This is a genomic window from Bradyrhizobium sp. AUGA SZCCT0176 (assembly GCF_018130145.1).
Lineage (GTDB): Bacteria > Pseudomonadota > Alphaproteobacteria > Rhizobiales > Xanthobacteraceae > Bradyrhizobium.
Genome location: NZ_JAFCMB010000007.1, coordinates 125,338 through 148,171, shown reverse-complemented (window position 1 = coordinate 148,171; position 22,834 = coordinate 125,338). Strand labels below are relative to the sequence as shown.

Sequence of the window (22,834 nt, the reverse complement as noted above, 5' to 3'; positions counted from 1 at the left end):
AACCCATCGTGTACTTCTAGCCGACACCGCCCGATCGGGATACCGAAGCCTGCACATAGCAGCTATAGAGCTATTCTATCGTGGAGTTGCGGCCAGGAACGATACGGTGGTGGGCAAGGTCGCTGCTGTCGGGACCGTGCGCCGATCCGCTGCCAGTTTTTGCGGTCCGGCCAGGCCAGGCCTCGCCACGCTGCCCAATTTGCCGGCGATGGTCGTTTCGACCCCGCGGGATCAGTATCTGATGACGGCTATGATTGCGGCGACAATGAATGCCGCGACAAGCGAAAGCGCGCGATCGAGTGTTTTCGATCGGGGCGTTGCGGGCGAGTCGGGCGGTTTCATGACGTTACGTCGGCGGTTGCAGTTCGCCAACGAGCCAGCCAACATCGCCGGACTTCATGGGATCTGATGCGATAACGATTTTTTCGACGTTGCCGCATCTGGAACAGTCGAACGTGCGAAGCTCAAACCCGGTGGGTCCAGGTGATATCTGCGCAAGGTTCATGCGCGTTTGACATGTTTGGCAGCGGAGGCGCTGTATGGCGAGCAGCGGAATTGCGGCTGGGTAAGCGGTCATTGCAATCCACCCTTTGAGTCAGGCGGGAGCGCAAAGCTCTCAGTCACCGGAAGATGCCGAGGCGGGCGGTGATGGAACCAGCATGCTCGCCTTGTATTGGGAGCGCTGGTCAATATCGCTCAGGTTCCGAAATAAATTAAACGCAAACCATGTTCCGTTTCGAAGCCGAGGCCATGGCCCCGACTTCGGTCATCGCAAACGCCGGCCAGGAAATTTGCCCGCATGATCAAAATTGAACAGACAGTTTAGATCCCACCGCCGAAGATGGATTTGGCGGCGGGTAGGCGCAATGAGGAAGAGATGGACACCGCCAACGCGCCATCTGCATAGCACTGAGACGGCCCCAAAGTGCAACCGGGCAAGACAGACTGCCGCCAGTGTCTTGTCAGGCCTACGAGGGAGTCCTGCATTCACCTGCAGGACTCCCTCTGGCCGCTTAAATCCCGCTCGTTTCCGTTGGTGGTGGCCCTAGGTGCCATGCTGCCGGTAATCGAAAGCGGTCAGGTCATGGATCGCACGCGCGCATATTTTGTCGGCGTCGCGCTCGCCACTCTCGGCGGCCTGCAAAACCTTTCGGGCGATGATCTCACGATCCACTTCGAGCTGACCGATATTCTGAAGCGTTTGACATGCAAGGTCGTACGCCTGGTTCACGGCCAAGACCTCCTCTGGATCGAGCGAGCGATTCCGGGAACGTGGATTGGATATGGTCATGATGCTCCTCGTGACAGCTGCGAGCGCAGTCTCTCGCATGCTGGAAAAAATGAACGAATTGAGGGGGCATCGGAAAAGGTCCCGCGATGCACAGGCGACGTTGCTCTGACATCGCGGGGCAAGACCTTTCGATTTGCAGTGATCTAACGAATTACAAGAACTATCGGTTCGTCGAATTGGTCCCGACGCCGAAGCCGCCGAATGGTTTGTAGGACTGCTTGGCAAGATCGCCGTACAGCGCGCCAATCTTCTGCGACTCGGTTACGAATGTTTCGTAAGCCGTCTTCGCGTACTCGGTTTGAATTTCAATCGCCTTCTCGAACGACTTCACGCCCGAGAGCTTCTCGACGAACGACCTGGTGTCTTCAAACGATTTCTTGGTGTAGTCGCCGTACGCCGTGGCAAGCGCCTGAAAGCCGGCGGGGAAGGTAGTGGATGACGCGGTCGCTACGTCGACCCGTTCTTTATCAGCTTCTTGCGTAGAGTTCTGATTCGAGTTGTTGCGGTTTACATTCGACATTTTTGATGTCCCTTTGTTTCCTTGACAGCGAACCAATGGCTCGCATCGGCAATGGTTGCCCCAAAGCAGCAGTTCCCGCTTGGTCATTGGGCGTTGCTTGTGTGTTCGTATGATGATTCCGGAACCCTGGTGCATGCCGGCCGCGTCGCACCAGGGCAATCGCCGCTCAATCCGGGGCAATCGCAAAACGCGGCAAAACGAACGGAAGCGACAAACGCGAATGCGCCCGCCTCGCCGTCACATCGTGGCGGCAACGCGAACTGCCGATTTTCTTTGATCGGAACGTCGCGGACTTCGATCCGTTGTTACGACGTTCCCATGAAAGGAAACGACATGACGAACCAAAACCAACCCGGTCAGCAGAATCAAACGCCGGGTCAGAAGCCTGGTCAACAGCAGGGCGGCGGTCAGAATCCGGGCCAGCAGAGTCAGGCTCCCGGCAAGGGTGACAAAGATCCCAAGCTGGCGCCCGATCAAACCAGCGACACCGATACCTAACTGACTGAAACGGCCCGCCTCGGCGGGCCGTTTTCGTTTGGCCGAGCCAAATGTCGTTGCGCATTATTGCGCGCCCTCACGCTCGCGGCTCGGCGCACTCCCGTAATTATACCGTTCGTCCATTAAGCCCGCCTTAGCCCCTGTTTGCGTATTTTGGCGGTCTCCACGGCAACGGAAACAGAACATGCGAATCGGTCGGCTCTTTGCGGTATCAATGCTCTCGGTGACGGTCCTGTCGGTGATCCTTGGTGCAGGGGTTCTCGTTCCGCAGTATCGTACCTTTGCAAGCAAGAATGAAGCGATCAAGGCCGTGGAGGCATTCGGCGCGGTTCTGGCTGTTGGTCAACAGGTCGCGGCCTATCGTGCGCCGTATCTCAGTCCGCTGTTCCAGGATGGGACCGCAACCCCGGCTCAGCTCGAAGCGATTGCAAAGGCCGTGCATCAGGCCGATGCCGCTTTCGCGAACGCCCGGACGGCGGTCGGCGCCCTCAGCGATGGCGCCACGATCGTTGCGGGCCTCAACCAGGCGGCGACCAAGCTTGCCGATATTCGCGCCGCGAACGATCGCGCGCTTGTCGTACCCATGGCTGCGCGTGATGCGGCGGTGGTCAAGGGCTTCCTGCCCGGCGTTGCCCAGGTCGTCGCGATTGTCGAACCGCTCTTGAACCGCCTTGAAAATCAGGTGGCCACCGCCGACGCGTCGCTGACGGCGCTGATGAGCATCGCTCGTACGGCCCAGGATATGCGGATCTCCGCCGGCGGCCGCGCCGCTTCGATGTCTCCTGCGATCAGCGCGCGCCGCCCGATGACAGTGGCCGAAATCTCTTCGTTCGACCGTGCCCAGGGCCGCGTGGACCTGAATCGCGAGCGACTCGAAGCCGGCGTGGATCAGATCGGCAGCCCGGCAAGGCTCGTCAAACCGCTGAAGGATGCGATCGATCTCTATTTCGGCAAGGCCGCGCCCTGGCTTGAAAAAGAGATGCCGGCCGCGCGCGGCGACGGCAACTATGGAATCAAATCCGATGTTGAACTCGCCGCCACGATTGTGCCGGCGGTGCAAAGCTTCTTTGCCGTGCGCGACGCGGCATTGGCTGAAGCCGCCGAACGCGCCGGCGCCGCGCGCGATGGGGCGCTGACGATGCTGGCGCTGGCAGGCCTTGCCGTTGTGGCACTGCTCGGCGTGCTCGCCGGCGTCACAATGATGCTGCGCCGCCGGGTGATTACGCCGCTCGCCAATCTGACCGACGTCGTCGGTGACCTCGCCGCCGGCCGCCATGATGTCGCCATCCCGACGATCGAGCGCGCCGATGAGATCGGCGCGATGGCAGGTTCATTGCAGGTCTTCAAGGAAGCCCTGATCGCCAAGAAGGCCGCCGATGAGGCGGCGGCGGTGGAGGCCGATTCCAAAATCCAGCGTGGCCAGCGCGTCGACACGATTACCCGCGACTTCGAATCGATGATCGGCGAGATCGTCGAGATCGTCTCGACGGCCTCGAGCGAGCTCGAAGTATCGGCCGGTACGCTGACCTCGAACGCGGACCGTTCGGAGAAACTGGCCACCACGGTGGCGGCAGCCTCCGAAGAAGCCTCCACCAATGTGCAATCGGTCGCCTCCGCCACCGAAGAGATGGCATCGTCGGTCAACGAGATCAGCCGTCAGGTGCAGGATTCGGCGCGGATCGCCTCTGAAGCGGTGGAGCAGGCGCAGCGAACCAACGATCGCGTCGGCGAGCTGGCGAAAGCGGCGGCCCGGATCGGCGATGTGGTCGAGTTGATCAACACCATCGCCGGCCAAACCAATCTGCTGGCGCTGAACGCCACCATCGAGGCGGCGCGGGCGGGCGAGGCGGGACGCGGTTTTGCCGTCGTGGCCTCGGAAGTGAAGGCGCTGGCCGAGCAAACCGCCAAGGCGACCGGCGAGATCAGCCAGCAGATCAACGGCATCCAGGCCGCGACGCAGGAATCGGTCGGCGCCATCAAGGAAATCGGCGATACCATCGGGCGGATGTCCGAAATTGCGTCCGCGATCGCGGCTGCGGTCGAGCAGCAGGGCGCGGCGACGCAGGAAATTGCCCGCAACGTGCAGCAGGCCGCGCACGGCACCCAGCAGGTCTCCTCCAACATCGCCGATGTGCAGCAAGGCGCCAGCGAGACCGGATCGGCTTCTTCCCAGGTGCTCGCGGCGGCAAAATCGCTGTCCGGTGAAAGCAGCCGCCTCAAGCGCGAGGTCGGCCAGTTCCTGAGTTCGGTCCGGGCGGCCTGAAGACGCGACGGCCTCACGGCTTTTCGCCGAGCCGCGCGCCGCGGGCGATGGCCGCGGCCGTCTCCAGGCCGACGTGACGGACCAAGGGATCGGCATGGCGATGGACCAGCTGCCATTCCGAACCGTGCTTGCGATAGACTTGGGTGACGCGGAGTGACCAGTCCTGATCGGGCAGGCCGCCGACCTCGCCATGCTGGCGCTCGATCATCACGAGAACCACCAGACCGTCGGATGCGTAGCTCTGCACAAGCTCGAGTTTCGCATCGCCATTTCTGAAGTACTTGGCGAGCTGTGTCAGGCGTTCGGGGCTGGCATTAAAGCCGTGGCTGGCCGGTCCGCCGAACGGCTGCATCAACGTGAAGTCATCGGCGATTCGAACCATCCTGGACCATTCGTCCATCTCGCCGCGCATGAAGGCGACCGCCTGCGCTTCGGTGCGCTGGATCAGCTCAACGGGCGGATGTCCCGCGCTGGCGGCTGAATTGGCCAGGCATTCCGAGGGCCGGAAAGACAGCGATGCGCTCAGCGCGGCCGTCATCGCCGCGCGTCTCGACATGCCGGCGAGCGGGCAAGCAGAAGGTTTACCTTGGTCCAATGGCCGTCGTGTCCTGCGCAAGAATCCGAACATGTGAGCACTCCCTTTGATTTCGGCCGGATCTTGGACGTCCGGCGGGGTGCATTTGCCACTTCATCGCAGATGAATAAAATGATATGATTTCATCGATATGATGAACAAAACTGATCTATCCAGGGCCGACCTGAACCTGCTGGTGCTGTTCGAAATCCTGATGGAGGAACGCCACGCCGGGCGATCCGCCGAGCGGCTGAACCTGTCGCCATCGGCGGTCAGCCATGGCCTTGGACGCCTGCGTAAACTGCTTGCTGATCCCTTGTTTCTCAGGACGCCCAAGGGCGTGGTGCCGACCGCGCGGGCCAGCGAACTCGCGGCGCCCGTTGCCGAAATCCTGACCCGCATCCGGGGCGTGGTGTCGAGCAGCGCGCCGTTCGATCCGGCGCGCTCGACGCGCCGCTTCGTCATCGGCGCGCCGGACGGAACGTCGGCGGTGTTCCTGCCGCCATTGCTCGAAGCGTTACGGAAGACCGCGCCGGGAATCGACATCGGCATCCGCCAGATTCTGCCGACGCAGGGCCAGCCCACGCCCGACCTCGCCTGGAAGGAAGCGCTGGCCGATCTCGAAGCGCGCGACATGGATATCGCCGTGATCCCGTTCGACGATGTCCCGGTGCGCTTCCACAAGCAAACGCTCTACGAGGAAGAGTTCGTCATCGCGGCGCGCGCGGGACACCGCTTCGGGAAGGCACCCAGCCTGCGGAATTACTGCGAGATGCAGCATCTCGTCGTCTCGCATACCGGGGATGCCTATGGCTTTGTCGATGTCGAACTCGCCCGGCAAGGGTTGTCGCGCCGCGTCGCATTGACGGTGCCGAACTTCATCTTTGCCCTCGGCGTGCTGGCCGAAACAGATCTGGTCTCGGCGTTGCCGCGACGGTTCGTCGAGATGCACGGTCCACGTTTTGGAATCGTCGCCGCCAAGGCGCCGATCGCGCTGCCGCACTTCGCCATCAATGCGATTCTCCCAAAGATTGCAATGATGGATGCTGGCGTTGCCTGGCTTGTCACGGAGCTTGAGCAGATCAAGGCGCCCAGGACACGCAAGCCGAAGCACTCCATTTGAGCGATCGGGCGCGAAAACACGTCCTCATACCTGGCTGCCTGCGCGAGATGGCAACGGCGGCCGGGTATTCAGGTGTTCCAGGTCAACTACAAAGCTCAACAATATCAATACAACCGAGTCCCCGGTCCAACCAGCGCATGCTTAAAACTTCGCTAACAAGTCCCGGCTATGTTGAAGCGGTTATTTTCCGTCCCAGGCCCAGGATTTGACCCGATGTTCTTTTCCCGCATCAGCTTCAAGCTTGCCGTCATGATTGGTCTCAGTCTTGCCGGCATGGTCGTGATGGCCCCGATCGCGCTCTACACGATGCGCGGGCAGATGATGACGGACCGCCAGGTCAAGACGCAGCAGATGGTCGACATCGGAAATGGAATCCTGACCCATTACCAGAAGCTGGAAACCGACGGAAAGCTGTCGCGCGACGACGCGCAGAAGGCGGCGATCCAGGAAATCAAAAGCCTGCGCTACGACAAGGTCGAGTATTTCTGGATCAACGACATGTCGCCGAAGATGATCATGCATCCGATCAGGCCCGAGCTTGACGGCAAGGACCTCGGCGAGATGAAGGATCCGAACGGCAACCGGCTGTTCATCGGATTCGTCGACGTCGTGAAGTCGAAGGGCGCCGGCTTCTACAGCTATCTCTGGCCAAAACCCGGCTTCGATCAACCGGTGCCGAAGATTTCCTATGTGAAAGGCTTCGCGCCCTGGGGCTGGATCATCGGCACCGGCATCTATCTCGACGACGTCGATGCGGTGTTCCGGCAGACCGCCCAGATGTTCGCGCTGGTTTGCCTGGCCGTGTTTGCGCTGGTGCTGATCAGCTCGTTCTTCATTGGCCGCAGCGTGACGCGGCCGCTCACGACCATCACCAACCTGACCGACCGGCTGGCGTCCGGCGATACCGCTTTCGAGGTGCCCTATACGCAGCGCAAGGATGAGGTCGGCGCGCTCGCCAAATCGCTGCGCGTCTTCAAGGACAATGCCGAGGCGGTCACCAAGATGCACGCCGAGCAGGCGCAGCTGAAGACCGAGGCCGATGCCGAGAAGCGCAAATCGATGATGGATCTGGCCAGCAAGTTCGAAGCCAGCGTCCAGGCCGTCGTCGGTGACGTCATCAAGGATGCGAGCGAAATGCAGGGCACCGCGCAAGGGATGTCCCATACCGCCAGCCAGGCCAGCGACCGCTCCAAGGCGGTGGCGATGGCTTCCCAGGAGGCGTCGTCGAACGTGCAGACCGTGGCGTCGGCCGCCGAAGAACTTTCCGCGTCGATTTCCGAGATCACCCAGCGCGTCGGTCACGCCGCCCAGATCGCCGACAAGGCCGCCGCCGACGGCCAGCGCACCAACGAGACCGTCCAGGGTCTCGCGATTGCCGCCCACAAGATCGGCGAAGTGATCGGCCTGATCAACGACATCGCGTCGCAGACCAATCTGCTGGCGCTCAACGCCACCATCGAGGCGGCGCGTGCCGGCGAGGCCGGCAAGGGCTTTGCGGTGGTCGCCAGCGAGGTCAAGTCGCTCGCCAGCCAGACCGCCAAGGCCACCGAAGAGATCAGCGCGCAGATCAACGCCATTCAGGCCGAGACCCAGCAGGTGGTCGAAAACATCCAGAGCATTCGCTCGACGATCATGGAAGTGAACGAGATCTCGTCCTCGATCGCGGCCGCTGTCGAACAGCAGGGCGCCGCGACGCAGGAAATCGCCTCGAGCGTGCAGAAGGCCGCGGCCGGCACCAATCAGGTCTCGCAGAACATCTCCGACGTCACAGCGGCGACGACGGAAACCGGCGCGAAGGCGCAGATGGTGCTGGAGTCCGGCGACCGGCTCGGCCGCAAGCTAAAGGCGCTGCAGGACGAAGTGTCGAGCTTCCTGGCCGGCGTAAGAGCGGCGTAGGCGGCGCTCACGCCGCCGCTTATTCCTTCGCGCGCGGTTTCGATCGCGCGCGGTTCGGCGGCGATTTCCGCTTTGGCTTCGCGGCGGCTTTCGTCGCTTCGATCTCGGGTTCGATCGATCCCAGGCTCTGATAGATTTCGCGGAACACGATCTTGAGGCGCGAGACTTCGGCCTCCGAATAGTTTGATACCGCAACCTCTTCAAAATGGACGGCAATCGGCATCAGCTCCTCCAGCAAGAGCTTGCCCTTTGCGGTGAGATTGATCGCAACCGTGCGGCCGTTGTCTTCCAGACGGCTGCGCGAGACCAAGCCCCGGCGCTTCATGTCGCCGACAAGCCGCGACAGTGTCGAAATCTCCGTCGTGGTCACGGTGGAAAGATCGCTCAAGCGCTGGTCGCCATTTTCCCAAAGTGCCGCCATCACCCGGTACATCGGCAGCGTCACGTCGTATGGCGCGATGCGCCGCGAGAACAGCTCGCCCATCCGCACGCCGACCCGGTTGAGCAGATACGGAAACGAATTCGAAAGTCTGTACAAGGCTTTGGCTCCGACATGCCGCAACAATTGCGCGCTGAGAAGTAGCCGAAATGTCCCGATTCCAGCAAGTGAATTGCATTCGTAATTTTTGGTTGACAAACATTTGCGTTTGCAAATATTGTAATTGAAATCATCCGACACAGAAGCGGATCCTTTTGCAAAATTGGGAGGGGACCATGTCCCTGGATGCCGCAACCGACGACCTCCGTTCATCGTTCAAGCTTGCGATGCGCCGCTTCCCCGCGGCCGTCACCGTCATCACGTCGGCCGACCAGACCCGCCGTCACGGCATGACGGCGACCGCGGTGACCTCGCTGTCGATGGACCCGCCGTCGCTGGTGGTCTGTGTCAATCAGTCGAGCCTGCTTCACGACATCATGCTGCTGGCGCGCCGGTTCTGCGTGAATCTGCTGCGCCGGGACCAGGCGGCGCTGTCGGCCGCCTTCAGCGGCGCGCTGCCGCCGGAAACCCGCTTCGGCCTCGGCGACTGGGCGATTTCGCCCGATGGCATCAGCTATCTCGAGAGCGCCCAGATCAACATCTTCTGCCGAAAAGCCGCCGCCGTTCCCTACGGCACGCACACCGTATTCATCGGCGAGGTCGAGCGCGTCAACGTGCACGATCCCGTCGATCCCCTGATCTATCAGGACGCGACCTACTGCTTTTCCGTGCCGACCGAAACCAAAGCCGCCTAGCCGAGCGGCCTAACGCCGCCTGAAAACCATGGACTACGGAGGAACCGACATGAACGTTGCCGCGCAGACCATCGAAAGGCGTCCGAGCCAGCCGCTCGGAAAACGCCCGACCGTCGCCGAACTCAAAGCCCGCGTTCAGGGCGTCAGCCCGCAAATCAAGGCGCGGGCGCACACAACGGAAAAAAGCGGACGGGTGCCGGCGGAGAACATGCTGGCGCTGAAGAACATCGGCTATTTCGAGATCGTCAAGCCGCGCACCTTCGGCGGCTACGAATATGATTTCGACGTGCTGGTCGATCTGAACATCGAACTCGCCAAAGTATGCGCATCGACCGCCTGGGTTGGCGGGCTGCTCGCGGCGCATCAATGGCTGATCGCGAGCTTCCCCGAACAGGCCCAGCGCGACGTATGGGATGCGAATCCCGAAGCGCTGGCGTGCGGCTCGTACGCGCCCGCTACCAAGGCCGTCTCTTCCGACGGTGGCTACACCTTATCTGGACGTTGGTCGTTCGCCAGCGGCTGCGACAACGCGCAATGGTCGCTGTGCGCCGCACTGCTGCCGTCGCGGACCGAAGCGGACCGGTTCACGCCGGCGTTCCTGCTGGTGCCGGCATCGGATTATACCATCGACGACAACTGGAACGTGGTCGGCCTCGGCGGCACCGGGAGCAAGACGCTGCAATTGAAGGACGTGTTCGTTCCCGAGCACCGCGTCCTGACGTTTCAGGAGACGACATCGGGCAAGACGCCGGGCGCGTCGCTGTATGCGGACAATTCCACCTTTTCGATCCCGATGCTGTGCAACATTCCGTCCTGTCTGGCCTCAGTCGCGGTCGGTACCGCCGCGGGCGCGCTCGAGGATTATCTTGAAGTCACCAGCAAGCGCGTCACGCGCGGCGCAGTGGCTGGCAGTAACAACCGGATGGCGGAATTCCCGACCATCCAGCTCCGCGTCGCCGAAGCCGCTGCCTCCACCGATGCCGCCCGGGAAATCCTGCTGCGCGATCTGCGCGATCGCGCGACGGCGGTTCGCGCCCACAAGCCGGTCTCGATCGAAGACCGGATCACCAGCCGCCGCGGCCAGGCGTTTGCGGTATCACTGGCGATCCGGGCCAGCGAAGCGCTCAATGCGTCGACCGGCGGGCAGGGGCTTGATCTTGCGAATCCGGTGCAACGCGCCTGGCGCGATGCGAACGCGGTCGGGCGCCACATCAGCATGAACTGGGATGCCGTGGGCACCATGTACGGCCAGCTCGCTTTGGGCCTGCCGCCGCAAGGTCAGTACTGAAAGAAACCGAAAGGGAGAATGGCAATGCAAGGCAAGATCGCGCTTGAGGAACACTTTGCAATCCCGGAAACGCTGATGGATTCGGCGGGCTTCGTGCCGGAAAGCTACTGGCCCGAGCTGAAAGACCGTTTGCTGGATATCCAGGACAAGCGGCTGAAGCAGATGGACGAGCAGGGCGTCGAGATGATGATCCTCTCGCTCAATGCGCCGGCGGTGCAGGCGATTCCCAACGCCAAGAAGGCGAACGAAATCGCGGTTCGCGCCAACGACTATCTGGCCGAACAGGTCGCCAAGCGTCCCGATCGCTTTCAGGCGTTTGCGGCGCTTCCGATGCAGGATCCCGATCTTGCCATCGTCGAACTGGAGCGCGCGGTCAATACGCTCGGCTTCAAGGGCGCGCTGGTCAACGGCTTCTCGCAGGTCGGCGACGCCAGGAACGCCGTCTATTACGATCTCGACCGCTATTTGCCGTTCTGGGCCAAGATCGAGGCACTCGACGTGCCCTTCTATCTGCACCCGCGCAATCCTCTGCCCGAGGATTGCAAGATTTATGAAGGCCACGAATGGCTGCTCGGGCCGACCTGGGCCTTCGGCCAGGAAACCGCCGTCCATGCCTTGCGCCTGATGGGCTCCGGATTGTTTGATCGCCATCCCGGCTTGCGCATTATTATCGGCCATATGGGAGAAGGGCTGCCCTACAGCATGTGGCGCATCGACCATCGCAACGGCTGGGTCAAGACGCCGCCGCGCCACAAGGCGAAGAAGAAGATCTGCGAGTACTTCCACGAGCATTTCTACCTGACCACGTCGGGCAACTTCCGCACCCAGACACTGATCGATGCGCTGCTCGAAGTCGGCTCCGACAAGATCCTGTTCTCGGCGGACTGGCCGTTCGAAAACGTCGATCACGCCGCGCAATGGTTCGACAGCGCCAGCATCAGCGAGGCGGACCGCAAGAAGATCGGACGCGACAACGCGCGCAAGCTGTTCAAGCTCGACGACAATCTTTCGCAGCAATCCAGCAAGGTCGCTCAAGCCGCAGAATAGCCGGCAGGCGTCTTTCAAGAGTCAAAACGACATCGGGAGGGTAATATGAGTTCGCAAGCAATCGACGTTCACGAGGAACTCGCGGACGCCAAGGTGGGGGCTTTCCACTGGCGTCTCGGCGCCATCATGGGGTTGCTGACCCTGTTCGACGGCTACGACACCTTCAATCCGGCTTACGTCATCCACTATGTCGCGGGGCCCTGGGGCCTCAAGGCAGGACAGGCCGGCCTTCTGATCTCCAGCGGTCTGGTCGGCTTCCTGCTCGGTGCGGCCCTGCACGGGGTCGCGGCGGACAAATTCGGGCGCCGCGGCACGCTATTGGCGGGACTCTGGATCACCAGCATCTTCACGCTGTTGACGGCGGTGCTGGCGAACTCGTTCATATCCTTCTGCGCGTTGCGGCTGCTCACCGGCCTCGGTCTCGGTGTGCTGTTGCCGCTGGCGACCACCTACATCAATGAACTCGCGCCGCGCCGGGTGGCCAACACCTTCGCGCTATGGGGCGTCGCCCTGGGCTGGGCGGCCGGCGGCACACTGGCCGGCGTCGTCGGCGTGTTCGCGACGCCGACGCTCGGGTGGACCAGCCTGTACTGGATCGGGTCGCTCTCGTTCCTGTTGCTGCCGTTCATGCATGTGATGCTGCCGGAGTCGCCGAAGTTCCTGGCAATCCAGGGACGGGTGACGGAGATCCGCGAAATGCTGGCCAAGCTGCGTCCCGAGCGCGCCCATGTCTATGCGTCGGCGACCATTGCCGCCGACAAGAGCCAGGCCTCGGGCAATTCGATCCTCGAATTGCTGCAACCGAAATATCGCAGGACCACCATCGCGATCTGGGCCACCGCCTTCCTCAGCCTGTTCTGCATCTTCGGGCTGTCAGGATGGATCCCGACCGTCATGATCCAGCGCGGCGAGACCTTTGCGGCGAGCTTCGGCTTCGGCGCGCTGATGCAGATCATGTCGTTCGTTGGCGGCATCGTTCTGGGGCATCTCGTCGATCGCTTCGGCCATAGCAGAGGCCTGCTCGGCCTGTGGTGGGCGTTCGGCGGCGGCGCGGTGCTGACGCTTGTGTTCCTCAATGATCATGTCGTGAACGTGACTTGCGTGGCCGCAGCCGGCTTCTTCATCATCGGCGCGCAGTTCGTGCTCAACAATTTCACGGCGGCTGCCTATGAGACCAATGTGCGGGCGACCGCCGTCGGAATGGAATTGGGCGTCGGCCGTGTCGGCGCTATCCTGGGGCCGTTCGTGGCGGGCGCGCTGCAACAGAATTACCAGAGCTCGCTGCCGATGTTCGTCTCGATCGGTCTTGCGGCGCTCGCCGCGGGCGGGATCATCCTGCTGGCCAACCGCTCGAGCGCAAAGGCAAGCACCGAACGCCTGGCAACGTCCACGGCGGCGTAGTCGGACACGCTAACGGGTGCGGGCGTCCGTCGTTCATCGGGCGTCCGCCCAGCTTCCGCAAGGAACGATCCGATGCAAAACTTCACGTACCAGGCCGCCCCGATGCGGGTGATATTTGGAACGGGAACGCTTCGTGAGCTTCCAGCCGAGCTGGCGCGCCTTGGAATTGGGCGCGCGCTGATCCTCGCAACGCCTCATCAGGCGCGGCAGGCCGAGGAGATCGCGGCCATGATCGGCCAGCGCGGCGTCGGGACATTTGCGCAAGCCGAAATGCATACGCCGGTGCATGTGACCGAGCGCGCGCTGCTCCGCGTCAATGAGCTCGACGCCGATGGCGTGGTGGCGATCGGCGGCGGATCGACCACGGGGCTCGGCAAGGCGATCGCGCGGCGCACCGACCTGCCGCAGATCGTGGTACCGACCAGCTATGCCGGCTCGGAGATGACGCCGATCCTCGGCGAAACGCAGGACGGATTGAAGACCACGCAATCCAGTCCGAAGGTGTTGCCGGAGACGGTCATCTACGACGTCGACCTCACCCTGACCATGCCGCCGTCGCTGTCGGCGACGTCAGGGCTCAATGCAATCGCGCACGCGGTCGAAGCGCTCTATGCCCGCGATCGGAATCCGATCATTTCGCTGATGGCGGAGGAAGGCATCAGCAGCCTGGCCCGGGCGCTACCGAAGATCCACGTTGACGCCGCCGACGTCGAAGCGCGCACCGATGCGCTCTATGGCGCCTGGCTATGCGGCTGCTGCCTCGGCGCGGTCGGGATGGCTTTGCATCACAAGCTTTGCCACACGCTCGGCGGCACCTTCAATCTGCCGCACGCCGAAACGCATGCGGCGGTGCTGCCGCACGTGCTCGCCTATAACGCATCGGCCGCGCCGCAAGCGATGGCACGGATTGCGCGGGCGATCGGCCGGGAGGATGCGGCCGGCGGGCTGTTTGAACTTGCCGGAGCGATCGGCGTTCAAAGGTCGCTGCGCGAACTCGGCATGCGGGAACAGGATATCGACCGGGCAGCCGGCCTCGCCGTCACCAATCCCTACTGGAATCCGCGCCCCGTGGAGCGCGAGGCGATACGCGGGTTGATCGCGCGCGCCTGGGCGGGAACAGCACCGGTCGACGACGCCAGGCATTCCTGACCGTTAGCTTTGGGGAAGACAACAAGTGCGCAACTTTGATGAGTTCACGATCACGGAAGCCGTGCTGCAGCGCGTGGCCGCGGCAAAGGACCTGCGTACCCGGCAGATCAGCGAAGCGCTGGTCCGGCACCTGCATTCCTTCGTCCGCGAAATCGGACCGACGCAGGGCGAATGGGAAACCGCGATCGATTTCCTGACGCGAACCGGCCAGATGTGCGACGACAAGCGGCAGGAGTTTATCCTGCTATCGGATACGCTCGGCGTCTCCATGCTGGTGGATGCGATCAACCATCGGATGCCGGAACAGGCGACCGAGACGACGGTGCTCGGTCCGTTCTTTGTCAAGGACGCGCCTGAACTCGCCTGTGGCGCCGATATCTCCGGCGGAATGAATGGTGAGCCCATGCTCGTCACCGGATCGGTGGCCGACGCTCGCGGCAAGCCGATTGCCGGTGCTGTCGTCGACGTCTGGCACTCCGACGATGATGGCTATTACGACGTGCAGCGCAAGGACGCCGTGGCGGCCGCCATGCGCGGAAGATTCCATACCGACAGCGACGGCCGGTTCTGGTTCTGGTCGATCAAGCCGGCGGCCTATCCCGTTCCGCATGACGGGCCGGTCGGCGAGATGCTCGAAGCCCAGGGCCGTCATCCCTGGCGGCCTGCCCATGTGCATTTCATGATCGGCGCACCCGGCTGCGAGCAACTGGTGACGCATCTGTTCGTGGCCGGCGACCAGTATCTCGATTCAGACGTAGTGTTCGGCGTCAAGGACAGCCTGATCCGCGAGTTCAAGGACATGCCCGCCGGCATCGCCGCCGATGGCCGGAAGATGGATCAGCCGCATTGCCATCTCCGGCACGTCTTCAGACTCAAGGCGCGCGCGTCCATGCGCCCTGCGCAAGCGGCGTCTTCCTAACCGTCGCTCGATAATCCCTATTTTTCGAAAGCGCCGTAGACGATATTTTTCAGAGCGATGCGGAGCCTGCCGCGGTGCACGACCGTCTGCGACATGAAGACGACGAACATGTTTTCCTTCGGATCGACCCAGAAGGTCGTGCCGCCGGCGCCTGACCAATTCATCTCGCCGACCGATCCCTCGATCGGACTGACGCCAGCGTCGGTGCGGACGGCAAAACCCAATCCAAATCCGAAGCCGGGTCCCGGCGAATAGACGGGTCCCGGGGTCACGCCTGATCCAGGCCCGATGTGGTTCGAGCCCATATAGGTGACAGTCTTCGGGCTGAGATATCGCTTGCCATCGAGCGTGCCGCCATTGGCCAGCATCGCGGCGAAGCGCGAATAATCGCCGATGGTTGACATCAGGCCGCCGCCGCCGGACTCGTACCTTCGCACGACGCGCGGGTCGCCCATTTCCGCACCGGGACCGATCTTGCGGTCGCTCGGAAAGGGTTCGGCGATCAGGGATTGCTTGGCCGTATCGGTGACGTAGAAGGTCGTATTGGTCATGCCGAGCGGATCGAGCAGGCGCTCCTTCATGAACTGAAGGAGCGATTTTCCGGAGACCACCTCAATGACGCGGCCGAGGATATCGGTCGATTGGCTGTATTCCCATGTCGTGCCGGGCTGATAGACCAAGGGCAATTTGGCCAGCCGTTCGGCAAACAGGGCGTTGTCAGGATCGCCCTCGGACAGGTTTGCCTCGCGATAGAGCTTCTTGACGGCGCCGTCACCGAAGACCCCGTAGGTCAGGCCAGAGGTGTGGCGCATCAAATCCTGAATCGTCATCGGTCGCCTGGGAGCGACCAGATCGAGTCCGATCTTGCCGTCTTCGCCCTTCTTTTCGACGCCGACCTTCACGTCGGCGAAAGCCGGGATGTATTTGGACACGGGCTCGTCGAGCTGGAGTTTGCCTTCTTCGACCAGCATCATCGCAGCGACCGTGGTGATCGGCTTCGTCATCGAATAGATGCGGAAGATGGTGTCAGGCGTCATCGGCGCCTTGGTGCCGGGATCGCGCACGCCAAAACTGTTGAAATAGGCGGTCTTGCCGTTGCGCTGGATCATCATGATCGCGCCGGGAATCTTGTCCGTGGCAATTTCGTTCTTGAGATAGGCATCGATGCGCGCGAGCCCCACGCTCGAAAACCCCGTCTCCTCAGGCTTGGCGGTGATGGGGCCTTCGGCGTATGCGCCAAAGATGGATGCGAGCAACAATGCGGCGACGGCAACGCCGCGCAAGCGGATGGATGCGAGCATGTCTATCCTCCCTGGTCGGATCTTGACGTCCGAACGCCTCCGGCCGCACCTGACGGTGGCCCGATGATGCGGGATAGTTGCCTAGCTCGATGGCGCTGACAAGGGGCCGCCGTGTTTATGCGCCTGCTTCCAGCAGCGTCTTGAAATCGGCGCGGGCGCGTTGCGCTTCGCGTCGGGCCGCCTCGGAGGCCTCTCCGAGCCCGAAATAGCCGTGGATCAGGCCTGGGCCGTCATAGTATTTGGTGGCGACGCCGGCGGCGATGAGCGCATCCGCATAGGCCTTGCCCTCGTCGCGGAGCGGATCGAACCATGCCGTGGTGACGATCGCGGGCGCCAACCCGGCGAGGCTTTTTGCGCGGAGCGGCGAGACGCGCCAGTCGGCGCCATCAGCGGCGCTCTCAAGATAATGGCCGCAGAACCATTCCATGACGGCGCGCGACAGGAAGTAGCCCTCGGCGTTTTCAGCGCGGGAGGGAAAGCGCGCGTTCTCTTTGGTATCCGCGAAATTGCCGAAAACATCGGTGACGGGATAGACCAGCAATTGCGCTGCGAGCCTGATGCCGGCATCGCGGCAGGCGATTGCGGTCGCCGCCGCCAGATTGCCTCCGGCGCTGTCACCGGCGACGCCGACGCGCTTGATGTCGCCGCCGAACTCGGCGATGCGCTCGATGATGTCCCTGATGGCGGCGAACGCGTCCTCGAACGCGCCGGGGAAGCGCACCTCCGGCGGCCGCCGGTAGTCGACTGAAATGACGACGGCGCTGGTCTCGATCGCAAGCAGGCGGGCTTGCCGGTCATGCGTTTCGAGATCGCCGGCGACCCAGCCGCCGCCATGGAAGAACACCACCGTCGGCGATTTTTCGTCTGTGTTGCGATAGACCCGCGCGGCAAGGAAACCGGCAGCACCCTTGACCTTGATGTTTTCAGCAGCTGCGACCGGAGGCGGCGGCACCGCGGCACGGGCATCCGCCAGCGCGCGAAGCGCATCGCGCGCGCTCTGCGGCGTCATCGTCGTGGGATCGCGCAGCGGCAACAGCGGAATGATCTGGGCGATGACGGGATCGAGCGGCGTAACCATGCAGACTGCCTCGCGTTGGACAGGCCGCACCTTAGGTCGCGCGCAAAGCTGCCGCAATTACGTTTGCCGCATGGCCGGACGCCGAACTGCCGCGCCCGCTCATTTTGGCGACGCAGCATCGAATGGAAATGCTGCCGAGTTTGCTAAATTGCGAAGAATTCCATCAAGCAGAATTTGCGCGCGCCTTGGTAGGCTGGTTCTCCGTTTACCGCTGATTATCCATCAGGCCTGAGCACGAGGAACGCTCGGTCCTGCCGTTCATTGCTCCTCTGAAGGAGACGCGCGATGAAGGAAGTTGCCGCGATAGACCGTGCGATCGATGAATTGCTGGTGCAGCTCGGGCAAATGGTTCTGAGGCTCTCCAGCCCGCAGGTGACGAAACGGGCGGACGAGCGGCGCGCGCTGGTGCGTTCGGTCAATCAATACTCGGTGTGTGCCGCGCGTTCCGACGATCCGCGCGTGCACGAGCTCAAGGCCGAACTCGACGAGACGATCAAGCCGCGATTGCGGCTGGTGGTCTCCAGGTAAGCGCTCCAAAGTAAGCGCCTCAAACCACGGGTACGCGCCGGGCGGCGACCGCCGCAGGCGAAATGACGTCGATGTCGAGCGGGACGCGCCAGCGCTCGGTCAGCCGCACGCGCGGTGCTTCGTTGCGCGGGTCGGCACCGTCGATCACAAAACCCTCAAAACCGTTGCTCATGACCTCGTTGCATTTCTGCACGTAGATCGGAAAGCCGCCGATATAGGGCATGAAGACGCGCGGCCGGCCGGGGATGTTGGCGCCGACATACCAGGAACTGCAGGTCGAGCGCAGCGAGATTTTTGACACTTCGTTGACGTGCTCGACCCATTCATCCTGATATTGCTCGATGGGCTCGATTGTATCAGCACCGATGTCGCGGATATGCGCCATGCAGTCGGCCATCCAGTCGACATGCTGTTCGATAGCCTGGATCATGCTCGCCAGCACCGACGGGCTGCCCGGCCCGGTGATGGTGAACAGGTTGGGAAAGCCCACGGTCGCGACGCCGAGATAGGCGCGGGGGCCGGCGCGCCATTTCTCTGATAGCGTCTGCCCGTTGCGCCCGGTGATGCGGATCTTGTCGAACGAGCCGGTCATGGCCGCAAAGCCGGTCGCGGAGACGATGGCGTCGAATTGATATTCTGACCCGTCGACCTCGATGCCTTTGCTCGTAAAACGTTCGATCGGCGTCCTGGACACGTCGACCAGTTTCACATGCGGCAAATTATAGGTTTCGAAATAGCCGGTATCGACGCACAAACGCTTGCAGCCGAACACGTTGGAAGGGCACAGCAGCCCGGCGGTCGCGGGATCCTTGACGATGCCGCGGATCTTGTTGCGCGCGAATTCGGCGATGGTGTCGTTGGCCTCCTTCTCGAACAAGAGGTCGCCGAAGGCGCCGAGAAACGGCAGTCCGCCGCGTTCCCAGGCTTCTTCATATTGCCGCTCGCGTTCCTCCGGTGAGGCTTCCAGCGCCGGCTTCATGTTGAACGGGAAATAGAAGCCGGTCGGCCGCGCCCGCGCTTTCGCCCGAAGCGCCGGATAATCCGCCTTGATCGATTGGCGGTATTCCGGCGTCAGTTTCGCGTTCCAGGCCGGCACGGAATAGGTCGCGGTGCGCTGGAATACGGTAAGCGCGGAGGCCTGCTGCGCGATGATCGGAATCGACTGGATCGCCGATGAACCGGTGCCGATGATGCCGACGCGAAGCCCGGTGAAATCGACCCCTTCATGCGGCCATTCGCCGGTGTGATAAACCGGTCCCCTGAAATCCTCGCGTCCTTTGAAGGGCGGATGGTTTGCCGCCGACAGGCAGCCGATCGCCATGATGCAGAATTTGGCGAACACCCTGTCGCCGCGGTCGGTTTCGATGCGCCAGCCTTTGGCGGCTTCGTCAAAACTTGTGGAGGTGACGCGGGTGTCGAACAGGATGTGTTGGCGCAGATCGAAGCGGTCGGCGACATGGTTGGCGTAGGCGAGGATTTCCGGCTGCGGCGCGTATTTCTCCGACCAGTCCCATTGCTGGTCGAGTTCTTCCGAGAACGAAAACGAATACTGCATGCTCTCGACGTCGCAGCGCGCGCCGGGATAGCGGTTCCAGTACCAGGTGCCGCCGACGCCGCCACCGGCCTCATAGACCCGCGCGGTAAAGCCAAGCCCGCGCAGGCGGTGCAGCATGTACATGCCGGCAAAACCGGCGCCGACGATGACGGCGTCAAACACCGCGTCAACCTCGGCCGGACGTTGTTGTTGATCTTGCTTGCCCGCAACCATGCGCTTTTCCCGGTGAAGACGAAAGCTGCGCCTACATCAGACCAAAGCGCTGGAAGCGTCAATCGCGCCACCGCATGGGCGGGTTGCGCACGGTCGCGGCCGTTCGTTTCCGCAAGCGTGTTGCAGCGCGGCCGGAGTCGGTCCGGCCTGCGCGGCATCATGTCTCAGAGCGTCTTAAGGTACTCGATGATCGCCTTGCGCTCGTCGGGAGCCAGTTTCTTGCCGATCACGCCCTTGGTTTTCGGTGGCTTGTCAGCGAATTCGTGGCCTGTGTTCCAGTTTCCGCGGATCGAGGTGTCGAATTCGAAGCCGTTGGTGAGCTTGTCGTATTTGTAGCCGAGATTCACCGGGTCGTACTCGCGGTTGCCGAGATAGAATTTCTTCGGCCTTTCGTCGACCGGAGACAGCAGCGCGTAGACGTTTGGAACCGAACCGTTGTGGAGATAGGGCGGGGTCGCCCAAACGCCGTTCAGCGGACGGACCTTGTATTCAAGCTTGCCCTGGATTTCGTTGGGCATGTTGCCGTTCAGGGCATTGCGTTGCTTCTCGTCCAGTTTCCGCTGGTCATAAATGACGTCGACGGTCTTCTGGACCAGTTTGCCGAGCGCGAATCCGAATCCGGTCTCGGTGATTCCGAGATGCGGTGGGGTCGCGACCGTCCGGGCGATCATATCCGCGGCCTGGGCCGGATCGGTGCCGATGTGCTCGATCGGGATGTTTTCGATCTTCAGGACTGGCTGGCCGACCTCGTTCCTGGTCCACCAATCCTTGTTGTTGAAATCGAAGAACGCCTTGGTCGAGACCGGCGGACGGTGACATTCCTGACAATGCACCTTGTAGAGTTCGCCGCCCTGGGCCGCGAGCTTCTCGTCGATCGGCGGCAGGATGTCGCTCGGCCAGCGCGGTGACTTCAGGCCCGAGAAGCCTTTTTCCAGGCTCGGCGGATCGCCTGCGATCATTTGCTCCATTTCGTTGAGGCTGTCGACGTTGACGCTCGATTTGAACAGGCCCTTCGACGGGTCGAGCAGATTGAGCTCCGCCGATACGCCCAGCGATTCGCCGGCATTGCGTACCATCGGCTGCATGATGGAGCCGTTATACTGCACCCAATCGAACCAAGGCGTGTTCCAGATCCGCGGGTAATGCACCGGCGCCGAGGAGCCCGCGTAGTTTTCCGGCTTCTTCAGGTCGATTGAAAACACCTGATTGCCGATCCGGTTCAGCGCGTCCAGCCGGCCATAGCCTTCGAGGACGCTCTGGGAAGCGACGGCCTCCTCGAGATTCTTGACGGCCTTCAATTGCGTGAGGACCTGGTCGATCTGGTATTTCAGGATCTCGCGATCCGCGACCGCCGAGTCCGGCCCCAGGATCCGTTCGGCGAACCGATCGAAGCGCGTGGGGATCAGTCGCGTAAAGAGCAGCGCCACGCCCATTCCCTGCTTCAGCTTGAACAGATCGGTCAGCGCCGGCCCGCCATCGATGATGACAGCCGTATCCTTGTAGGTGAACCGCCCGGTATGGCAGGCCGCGCAGGTCAGGCCGACGCCGGTCATGTCCTGCTTGCTGCGTGGATTGCGCCATGGCGCGCCCGACGGGTCGAGCATCGGACCGCCCTGCGCAATGCCGATCGGAAGCGCCTTCTTGCCGGGGATGATGGTGTCCGGAATGAAGCCGTAGCGATCGAGATAGGCCGGGTCGCTCAACGGGTCAGCCTCGGTGAAGACAAGCCACGGAATCGTCGGCTGCTCCAGGGCCATGAACCATTCAAAGGGCATGCCGAAGGTCCGCGTTCCCTGGTCGGCGTGATAGAACCAGCTGAGTTTTTCTTTGCTGATGCCCTGGTCGAGCCAGACGGTCTTCTTCGGCTGCGGGTACTCCGCGATCCTGACGTGAAGGTTTTCCCAGAGTTTCGCGATGTCGTCCTTGAAGGCGACGTAACCGGCGGCGGCGATCAAGGCTGCGATAACAATTTTTGTCCTGCCCCGCATGATCAGCCCCTTGTTCAATTGCGCCGCCTGAGCGCGAAATATGCGTATCTCATTAAAAAATCGCCAAACACGTACTCAGCCTTGGCGTGCGATCAAATATTGCACCATCTTATAGTAGCATAACTCGGCTGTCCATAAAGCCGGTTTCGCGGGTCGTTCCATTTTGCGGGAGCGGAAGGGCGCCGTTTTCGAATCCGCCGGGTGGGTTCGCGCGTTTGCACGCGCCGCCCCTGAATGTAGAATCAAGCGATAGCATAACCCGGGATCGCCGATTTGAAAGCCGCCACAGCGCAACCGCTCAAAATCGAAATCACCTCTGCGGACCCGGTGTCCGCGTTGCTGATCCATCCGCCGCAGGCGCGCGCGTGTTACGTGTTCGCGCATGGGGCAGGCGCCGGCATGGCCCATGCCTCGATGGAGACGATTGCGACAGGTCTTGCCGACCGCGGCATCGCGACGCTGCGCTATCAGTTCCCCTATATGGAAAAGGGCAGCAAACGGCCGGATGCGCCTGGTGTGGCGCACGCCGCCGTGCGGGCCGCGGTGGCGGAAGCGGCGCGACGTTACATCGGGCTGCCGCTGATCGCGGGAGGCAAATCCTTCGGCGGGCGCATGACCTCGCAGGCGCAGGCGATCGATGCCTTGCCGGGCGTTCGCGGGCTCGCCTTCTTTGCCTTTCCGCTGCATCCGGCGGGAAAGCCGTCCAGCGACCGCGCCAAACATCTCGCCGCGGTCGATATACCCATGCTGTTCCTGCAGGGAACGCGCGATGCGCTGGCCGAATTGAGCCTGCTCGAACCCGTGGTCAAGAAGCTGGGCAAGCCGGCGACGCTGCATCTCGTGAAGGAAGCCGATCATTCCTTCCACGTGTTGAAGAGTTCAGGCCGCAACGACCGCGAGGTGATGACCGAGGTGCTGGATGCGTTCGCGGCGTGGGCCGGCAAGATCGACGCAGGATAGCATTGGCAG

21 protein-coding genes are annotated in these 22,834 nt (G+C 62.3%); 13 read left to right on the top strand and 8 right to left on the bottom strand.

The window, feature by feature from the left end:
* Nucleotides 1–106: 106 nt before the first annotated feature.
* Nucleotides 107–409, top strand: coding sequence for a hypothetical protein (locus JQ600_RS18820; RefSeq protein ID WP_212386579.1), 303 nt, complete (start codon nucleotides 107–109; stop codon nucleotides 407–409).
* Between the two features lie 636 nt (nucleotides 410–1,045).
* Here JQ600_RS18820 and JQ600_RS18815 read toward each other — a convergent pair.
* Together JQ600_RS18815 and JQ600_RS18810 are read right to left on the bottom strand one after the other, a co-directional pair.
* Nucleotides 1,046–1,291: a hypothetical protein gene (locus JQ600_RS18815; protein ID WP_212265711.1), complete on the bottom strand. Its 246-nt coding sequence runs from the start codon at nucleotides 1,289–1,291 to the stop codon at nucleotides 1,046–1,048.
* A 160-nt stretch (nucleotides 1,292–1,451) separates the two neighbouring features.
* Nucleotides 1,452–1,811: a phasin family protein gene (locus tag JQ600_RS18810; protein ID WP_212265818.1), complete on the bottom strand. Its 360-nt coding sequence runs from the start codon at nucleotides 1,809–1,811 to the stop codon at nucleotides 1,452–1,454.
* A 51-nt stretch (nucleotides 1,812–1,862) separates the two neighbouring features.
* Here JQ600_RS18810 and JQ600_RS18805 point away from each other — a divergent pair, with 51 nt between their 5' ends.
* Both JQ600_RS18805 and JQ600_RS18800 read left to right on the top strand, forming a co-directional pair.
* Nucleotides 1,863–2,309: a hypothetical protein gene (locus JQ600_RS18805; RefSeq protein WP_212386748.1), complete on the top strand. Its 447-nt coding sequence runs from the start codon at nucleotides 1,863–1,865 to the stop codon at nucleotides 2,307–2,309.
* 184 nt (nucleotides 2,310–2,493) lie between these two features.
* The gene (locus JQ600_RS18800; RefSeq protein ID WP_212386580.1) at nucleotides 2,494–4,572 is read left to right on the top strand and encodes a methyl-accepting chemotaxis protein; all 2,079 of its coding nucleotides are present in this window, start codon (nucleotides 2,494–2,496) and stop codon (nucleotides 4,570–4,572) included.
* A gap of 13 nt (nucleotides 4,573–4,585) precedes the next feature.
* On the opposite strand, the gene JQ600_RS18795 is transcribed toward JQ600_RS18800, so the two are convergent.
* Nucleotides 4,586–5,128, bottom strand: a complete 543-nt coding sequence (locus JQ600_RS18795; protein ID WP_212386581.1) for a nuclear transport factor 2 family protein — start codon at nucleotides 5,126–5,128, stop codon at nucleotides 4,586–4,588.
* Between the two features lie 169 nt (nucleotides 5,129–5,297).
* Here JQ600_RS18795 and JQ600_RS18790 point away from each other — a divergent pair, with 169 nt between their 5' ends.
* Both JQ600_RS18790 and JQ600_RS18785 read left to right on the top strand, forming a co-directional pair.
* Complete coding sequence (locus tag JQ600_RS18790) at nucleotides 5,298–6,269, top strand: LysR family transcriptional regulator (protein WP_212386582.1); 972 nt, start codon at nucleotides 5,298–5,300, stop codon at nucleotides 6,267–6,269.
* 213 nt (nucleotides 6,270–6,482) lie between these two features.
* The gene (locus tag JQ600_RS18785; RefSeq protein WP_212265714.1) at nucleotides 6,483–8,165 is read left to right on the top strand and encodes a methyl-accepting chemotaxis protein; all 1,683 of its coding nucleotides are present in this window, start codon (nucleotides 6,483–6,485) and stop codon (nucleotides 8,163–8,165) included.
* A gap of 19 nt (nucleotides 8,166–8,184) precedes the next feature.
* On the opposite strand, the gene JQ600_RS18780 is transcribed toward JQ600_RS18785, so the two are convergent.
* Complete coding sequence (locus tag JQ600_RS18780) at nucleotides 8,185–8,703, bottom strand: MarR family winged helix-turn-helix transcriptional regulator (protein ID WP_212386583.1); 519 nt, start codon at nucleotides 8,701–8,703, stop codon at nucleotides 8,185–8,187.
* Between the two features lie 176 nt (nucleotides 8,704–8,879).
* Here JQ600_RS18780 and JQ600_RS18775 point away from each other — a divergent pair, with 176 nt between their 5' ends.
* From JQ600_RS18775 to JQ600_RS18750, 6 genes are all read left to right on the top strand, one after another.
* On the top strand, nucleotides 8,880–9,398 hold the full coding sequence (locus JQ600_RS18775) for a flavin reductase family protein (RefSeq protein WP_209838879.1): 519 nt from the start codon (nucleotides 8,880–8,882) through the stop codon (nucleotides 9,396–9,398).
* Between the two features lie 49 nt (nucleotides 9,399–9,447).
* On the top strand, nucleotides 9,448–10,686 hold the full coding sequence (locus JQ600_RS18770) for an acyl-CoA dehydrogenase family protein (protein ID WP_212466382.1): 1,239 nt from the start codon (nucleotides 9,448–9,450) through the stop codon (nucleotides 10,684–10,686).
* Between the two features lie 24 nt (nucleotides 10,687–10,710).
* Nucleotides 10,711–11,733 (top strand): amidohydrolase family protein, encoded by a 1,023-nt coding sequence (locus JQ600_RS18765; RefSeq protein WP_212265718.1) that lies wholly within the window; start codon nucleotides 10,711–10,713, stop codon nucleotides 11,731–11,733.
* 45 nt (nucleotides 11,734–11,778) lie between these two features.
* Nucleotides 11,779–13,134: an MFS transporter gene (locus JQ600_RS18760; protein WP_212265719.1), complete on the top strand. Its 1,356-nt coding sequence runs from the start codon at nucleotides 11,779–11,781 to the stop codon at nucleotides 13,132–13,134.
* Between the two features lie 72 nt (nucleotides 13,135–13,206).
* Complete coding sequence (locus tag JQ600_RS18755; RefSeq protein ID WP_212386585.1) at nucleotides 13,207–14,283, top strand: maleylacetate reductase; 1,077 nt, start codon at nucleotides 13,207–13,209, stop codon at nucleotides 14,281–14,283.
* A 25-nt stretch (nucleotides 14,284–14,308) separates the two neighbouring features.
* Nucleotides 14,309–15,202, top strand: a complete 894-nt coding sequence (locus tag JQ600_RS18750) for an intradiol ring-cleavage dioxygenase (protein ID WP_212386586.1) — start codon at nucleotides 14,309–14,311, stop codon at nucleotides 15,200–15,202.
* A 17-nt stretch (nucleotides 15,203–15,219) separates the two neighbouring features.
* Here JQ600_RS18750 and JQ600_RS18745 read toward each other — a convergent pair whose 3' ends face one another.
* Nucleotides 15,220–16,503, bottom strand: coding sequence for a serine hydrolase (locus JQ600_RS18745; RefSeq protein WP_212386587.1), 1,284 nt, complete (start codon nucleotides 16,501–16,503; stop codon nucleotides 15,220–15,222).
* A 115-nt stretch (nucleotides 16,504–16,618) separates the two neighbouring features.
* Nucleotides 16,619–17,581: an alpha/beta hydrolase gene (locus JQ600_RS18740; RefSeq protein ID WP_212386588.1), complete on the bottom strand. Its 963-nt coding sequence runs from the start codon at nucleotides 17,579–17,581 to the stop codon at nucleotides 16,619–16,621.
* A gap of 285 nt (nucleotides 17,582–17,866) precedes the next feature.
* Between JQ600_RS18740 and JQ600_RS18735 the strand changes: the two genes are divergently transcribed.
* On the top strand, nucleotides 17,867–18,109 hold the full coding sequence (locus JQ600_RS18735; protein WP_192739296.1) for a hypothetical protein: 243 nt from the start codon (nucleotides 17,867–17,869) through the stop codon (nucleotides 18,107–18,109).
* Nucleotides 18,110–18,128: 19 nt separating this feature from the next.
* Here JQ600_RS18735 and JQ600_RS18730 read toward each other — a convergent pair whose 3' ends face one another.
* Together JQ600_RS18730 and JQ600_RS18725 are read right to left on the bottom strand one after the other, a co-directional pair.
* The gene (locus tag JQ600_RS18730) at nucleotides 18,129–19,877 is read right to left on the bottom strand and encodes an NAD(P)/FAD-dependent oxidoreductase (protein WP_212265725.1); all 1,749 of its coding nucleotides are present in this window, start codon (nucleotides 19,875–19,877) and stop codon (nucleotides 18,129–18,131) included.
* A 164-nt stretch (nucleotides 19,878–20,041) separates the two neighbouring features.
* On the bottom strand, nucleotides 20,042–21,865 hold the full coding sequence (locus JQ600_RS18725; RefSeq protein WP_212386589.1) for a di-heme-cytochrome C peroxidase: 1,824 nt from the start codon (nucleotides 21,863–21,865) through the stop codon (nucleotides 20,042–20,044).
* A 273-nt stretch (nucleotides 21,866–22,138) separates the two neighbouring features.
* Here JQ600_RS18725 and JQ600_RS18720 point away from each other — a divergent pair, with 273 nt between their 5' ends.
* Nucleotides 22,139–22,825: an alpha/beta family hydrolase gene (locus tag JQ600_RS18720; RefSeq protein WP_212386590.1), complete on the top strand. Its 687-nt coding sequence runs from the start codon at nucleotides 22,139–22,141 to the stop codon at nucleotides 22,823–22,825.
* The last annotated feature ends 9 nt before the right edge of the window (nucleotides 22,826–22,834 follow it).

What these genes read in the sequence shown, in the direction of transcription:
- JQ600_RS18760 (WP_212265719.1), top strand. Translation starts at nt 11,779, where the DNA reads ATGAGTTCGCAAGCAATCGACGTTCACGAGGAACTCGCGGACGCCAAG.
- JQ600_RS18755 (WP_212386585.1), top strand. Translation starts at nt 13,207, where the DNA reads ATGCAAAACTTCACGTACCAGGCCGCCCCGATGCGGGTGATATTTGGA.
- JQ600_RS18730 (WP_212265725.1), bottom strand. Translation starts at nt 19,877, where the DNA reads ATGGTTGCGGGCAAGCAAGATCAACAACAACGTCCGGCCGAGGTTGAC.
- JQ600_RS18765 (WP_212265718.1), top strand. Translation starts at nt 10,711, where the DNA reads ATGCAAGGCAAGATCGCGCTTGAGGAACACTTTGCAATCCCGGAAACG.
- JQ600_RS18815 (WP_212265711.1), bottom strand. Translation starts at nt 1,291, where the DNA reads ATGACCATATCCAATCCACGTTCCCGGAATCGCTCGCTCGATCCAGAG.
- JQ600_RS18725 (WP_212386589.1), bottom strand. Translation starts at nt 21,865, where the DNA reads ATGCGGGGCAGGACAAAAATTGTTATCGCAGCCTTGATCGCCGCCGCC.
- JQ600_RS18735 (WP_192739296.1), top strand. Translation starts at nt 17,867, where the DNA reads ATGAAGGAAGTTGCCGCGATAGACCGTGCGATCGATGAATTGCTGGTG.
- JQ600_RS18770 (WP_212466382.1), top strand. Translation starts at nt 9,448, where the DNA reads ATGAACGTTGCCGCGCAGACCATCGAAAGGCGTCCGAGCCAGCCGCTC.
- JQ600_RS18805 (WP_212386748.1), top strand. Translation starts at nt 1,863, where the DNA reads ATGGTTGCCCCAAAGCAGCAGTTCCCGCTTGGTCATTGGGCGTTGCTT.
- JQ600_RS18775 (WP_209838879.1), top strand. Translation starts at nt 8,880, where the DNA reads ATGTCCCTGGATGCCGCAACCGACGACCTCCGTTCATCGTTCAAGCTT.
- JQ600_RS18785 (WP_212265714.1), top strand. Translation starts at nt 6,483, where the DNA reads ATGTTCTTTTCCCGCATCAGCTTCAAGCTTGCCGTCATGATTGGTCTC.
- JQ600_RS18745 (WP_212386587.1), bottom strand. Translation starts at nt 16,503, where the DNA reads ATGCTCGCATCCATCCGCTTGCGCGGCGTTGCCGTCGCCGCATTGTTG.
- JQ600_RS18790 (WP_212386582.1), top strand. Translation starts at nt 5,298, where the DNA reads ATGATGAACAAAACTGATCTATCCAGGGCCGACCTGAACCTGCTGGTG.
- JQ600_RS18740 (WP_212386588.1), bottom strand. Translation starts at nt 17,581, where the DNA reads ATGGTTACGCCGCTCGATCCCGTCATCGCCCAGATCATTCCGCTGTTG.
- JQ600_RS18800 (WP_212386580.1), top strand. Translation starts at nt 2,494, where the DNA reads ATGCGAATCGGTCGGCTCTTTGCGGTATCAATGCTCTCGGTGACGGTC.
- JQ600_RS18795 (WP_212386581.1), bottom strand. Translation starts at nt 5,128, where the DNA reads ATGTCGAGACGCGCGGCGATGACGGCCGCGCTGAGCGCATCGCTGTCT.
- JQ600_RS18810 (WP_212265818.1), bottom strand. Translation starts at nt 1,811, where the DNA reads ATGTCGAATGTAAACCGCAACAACTCGAATCAGAACTCTACGCAAGAA.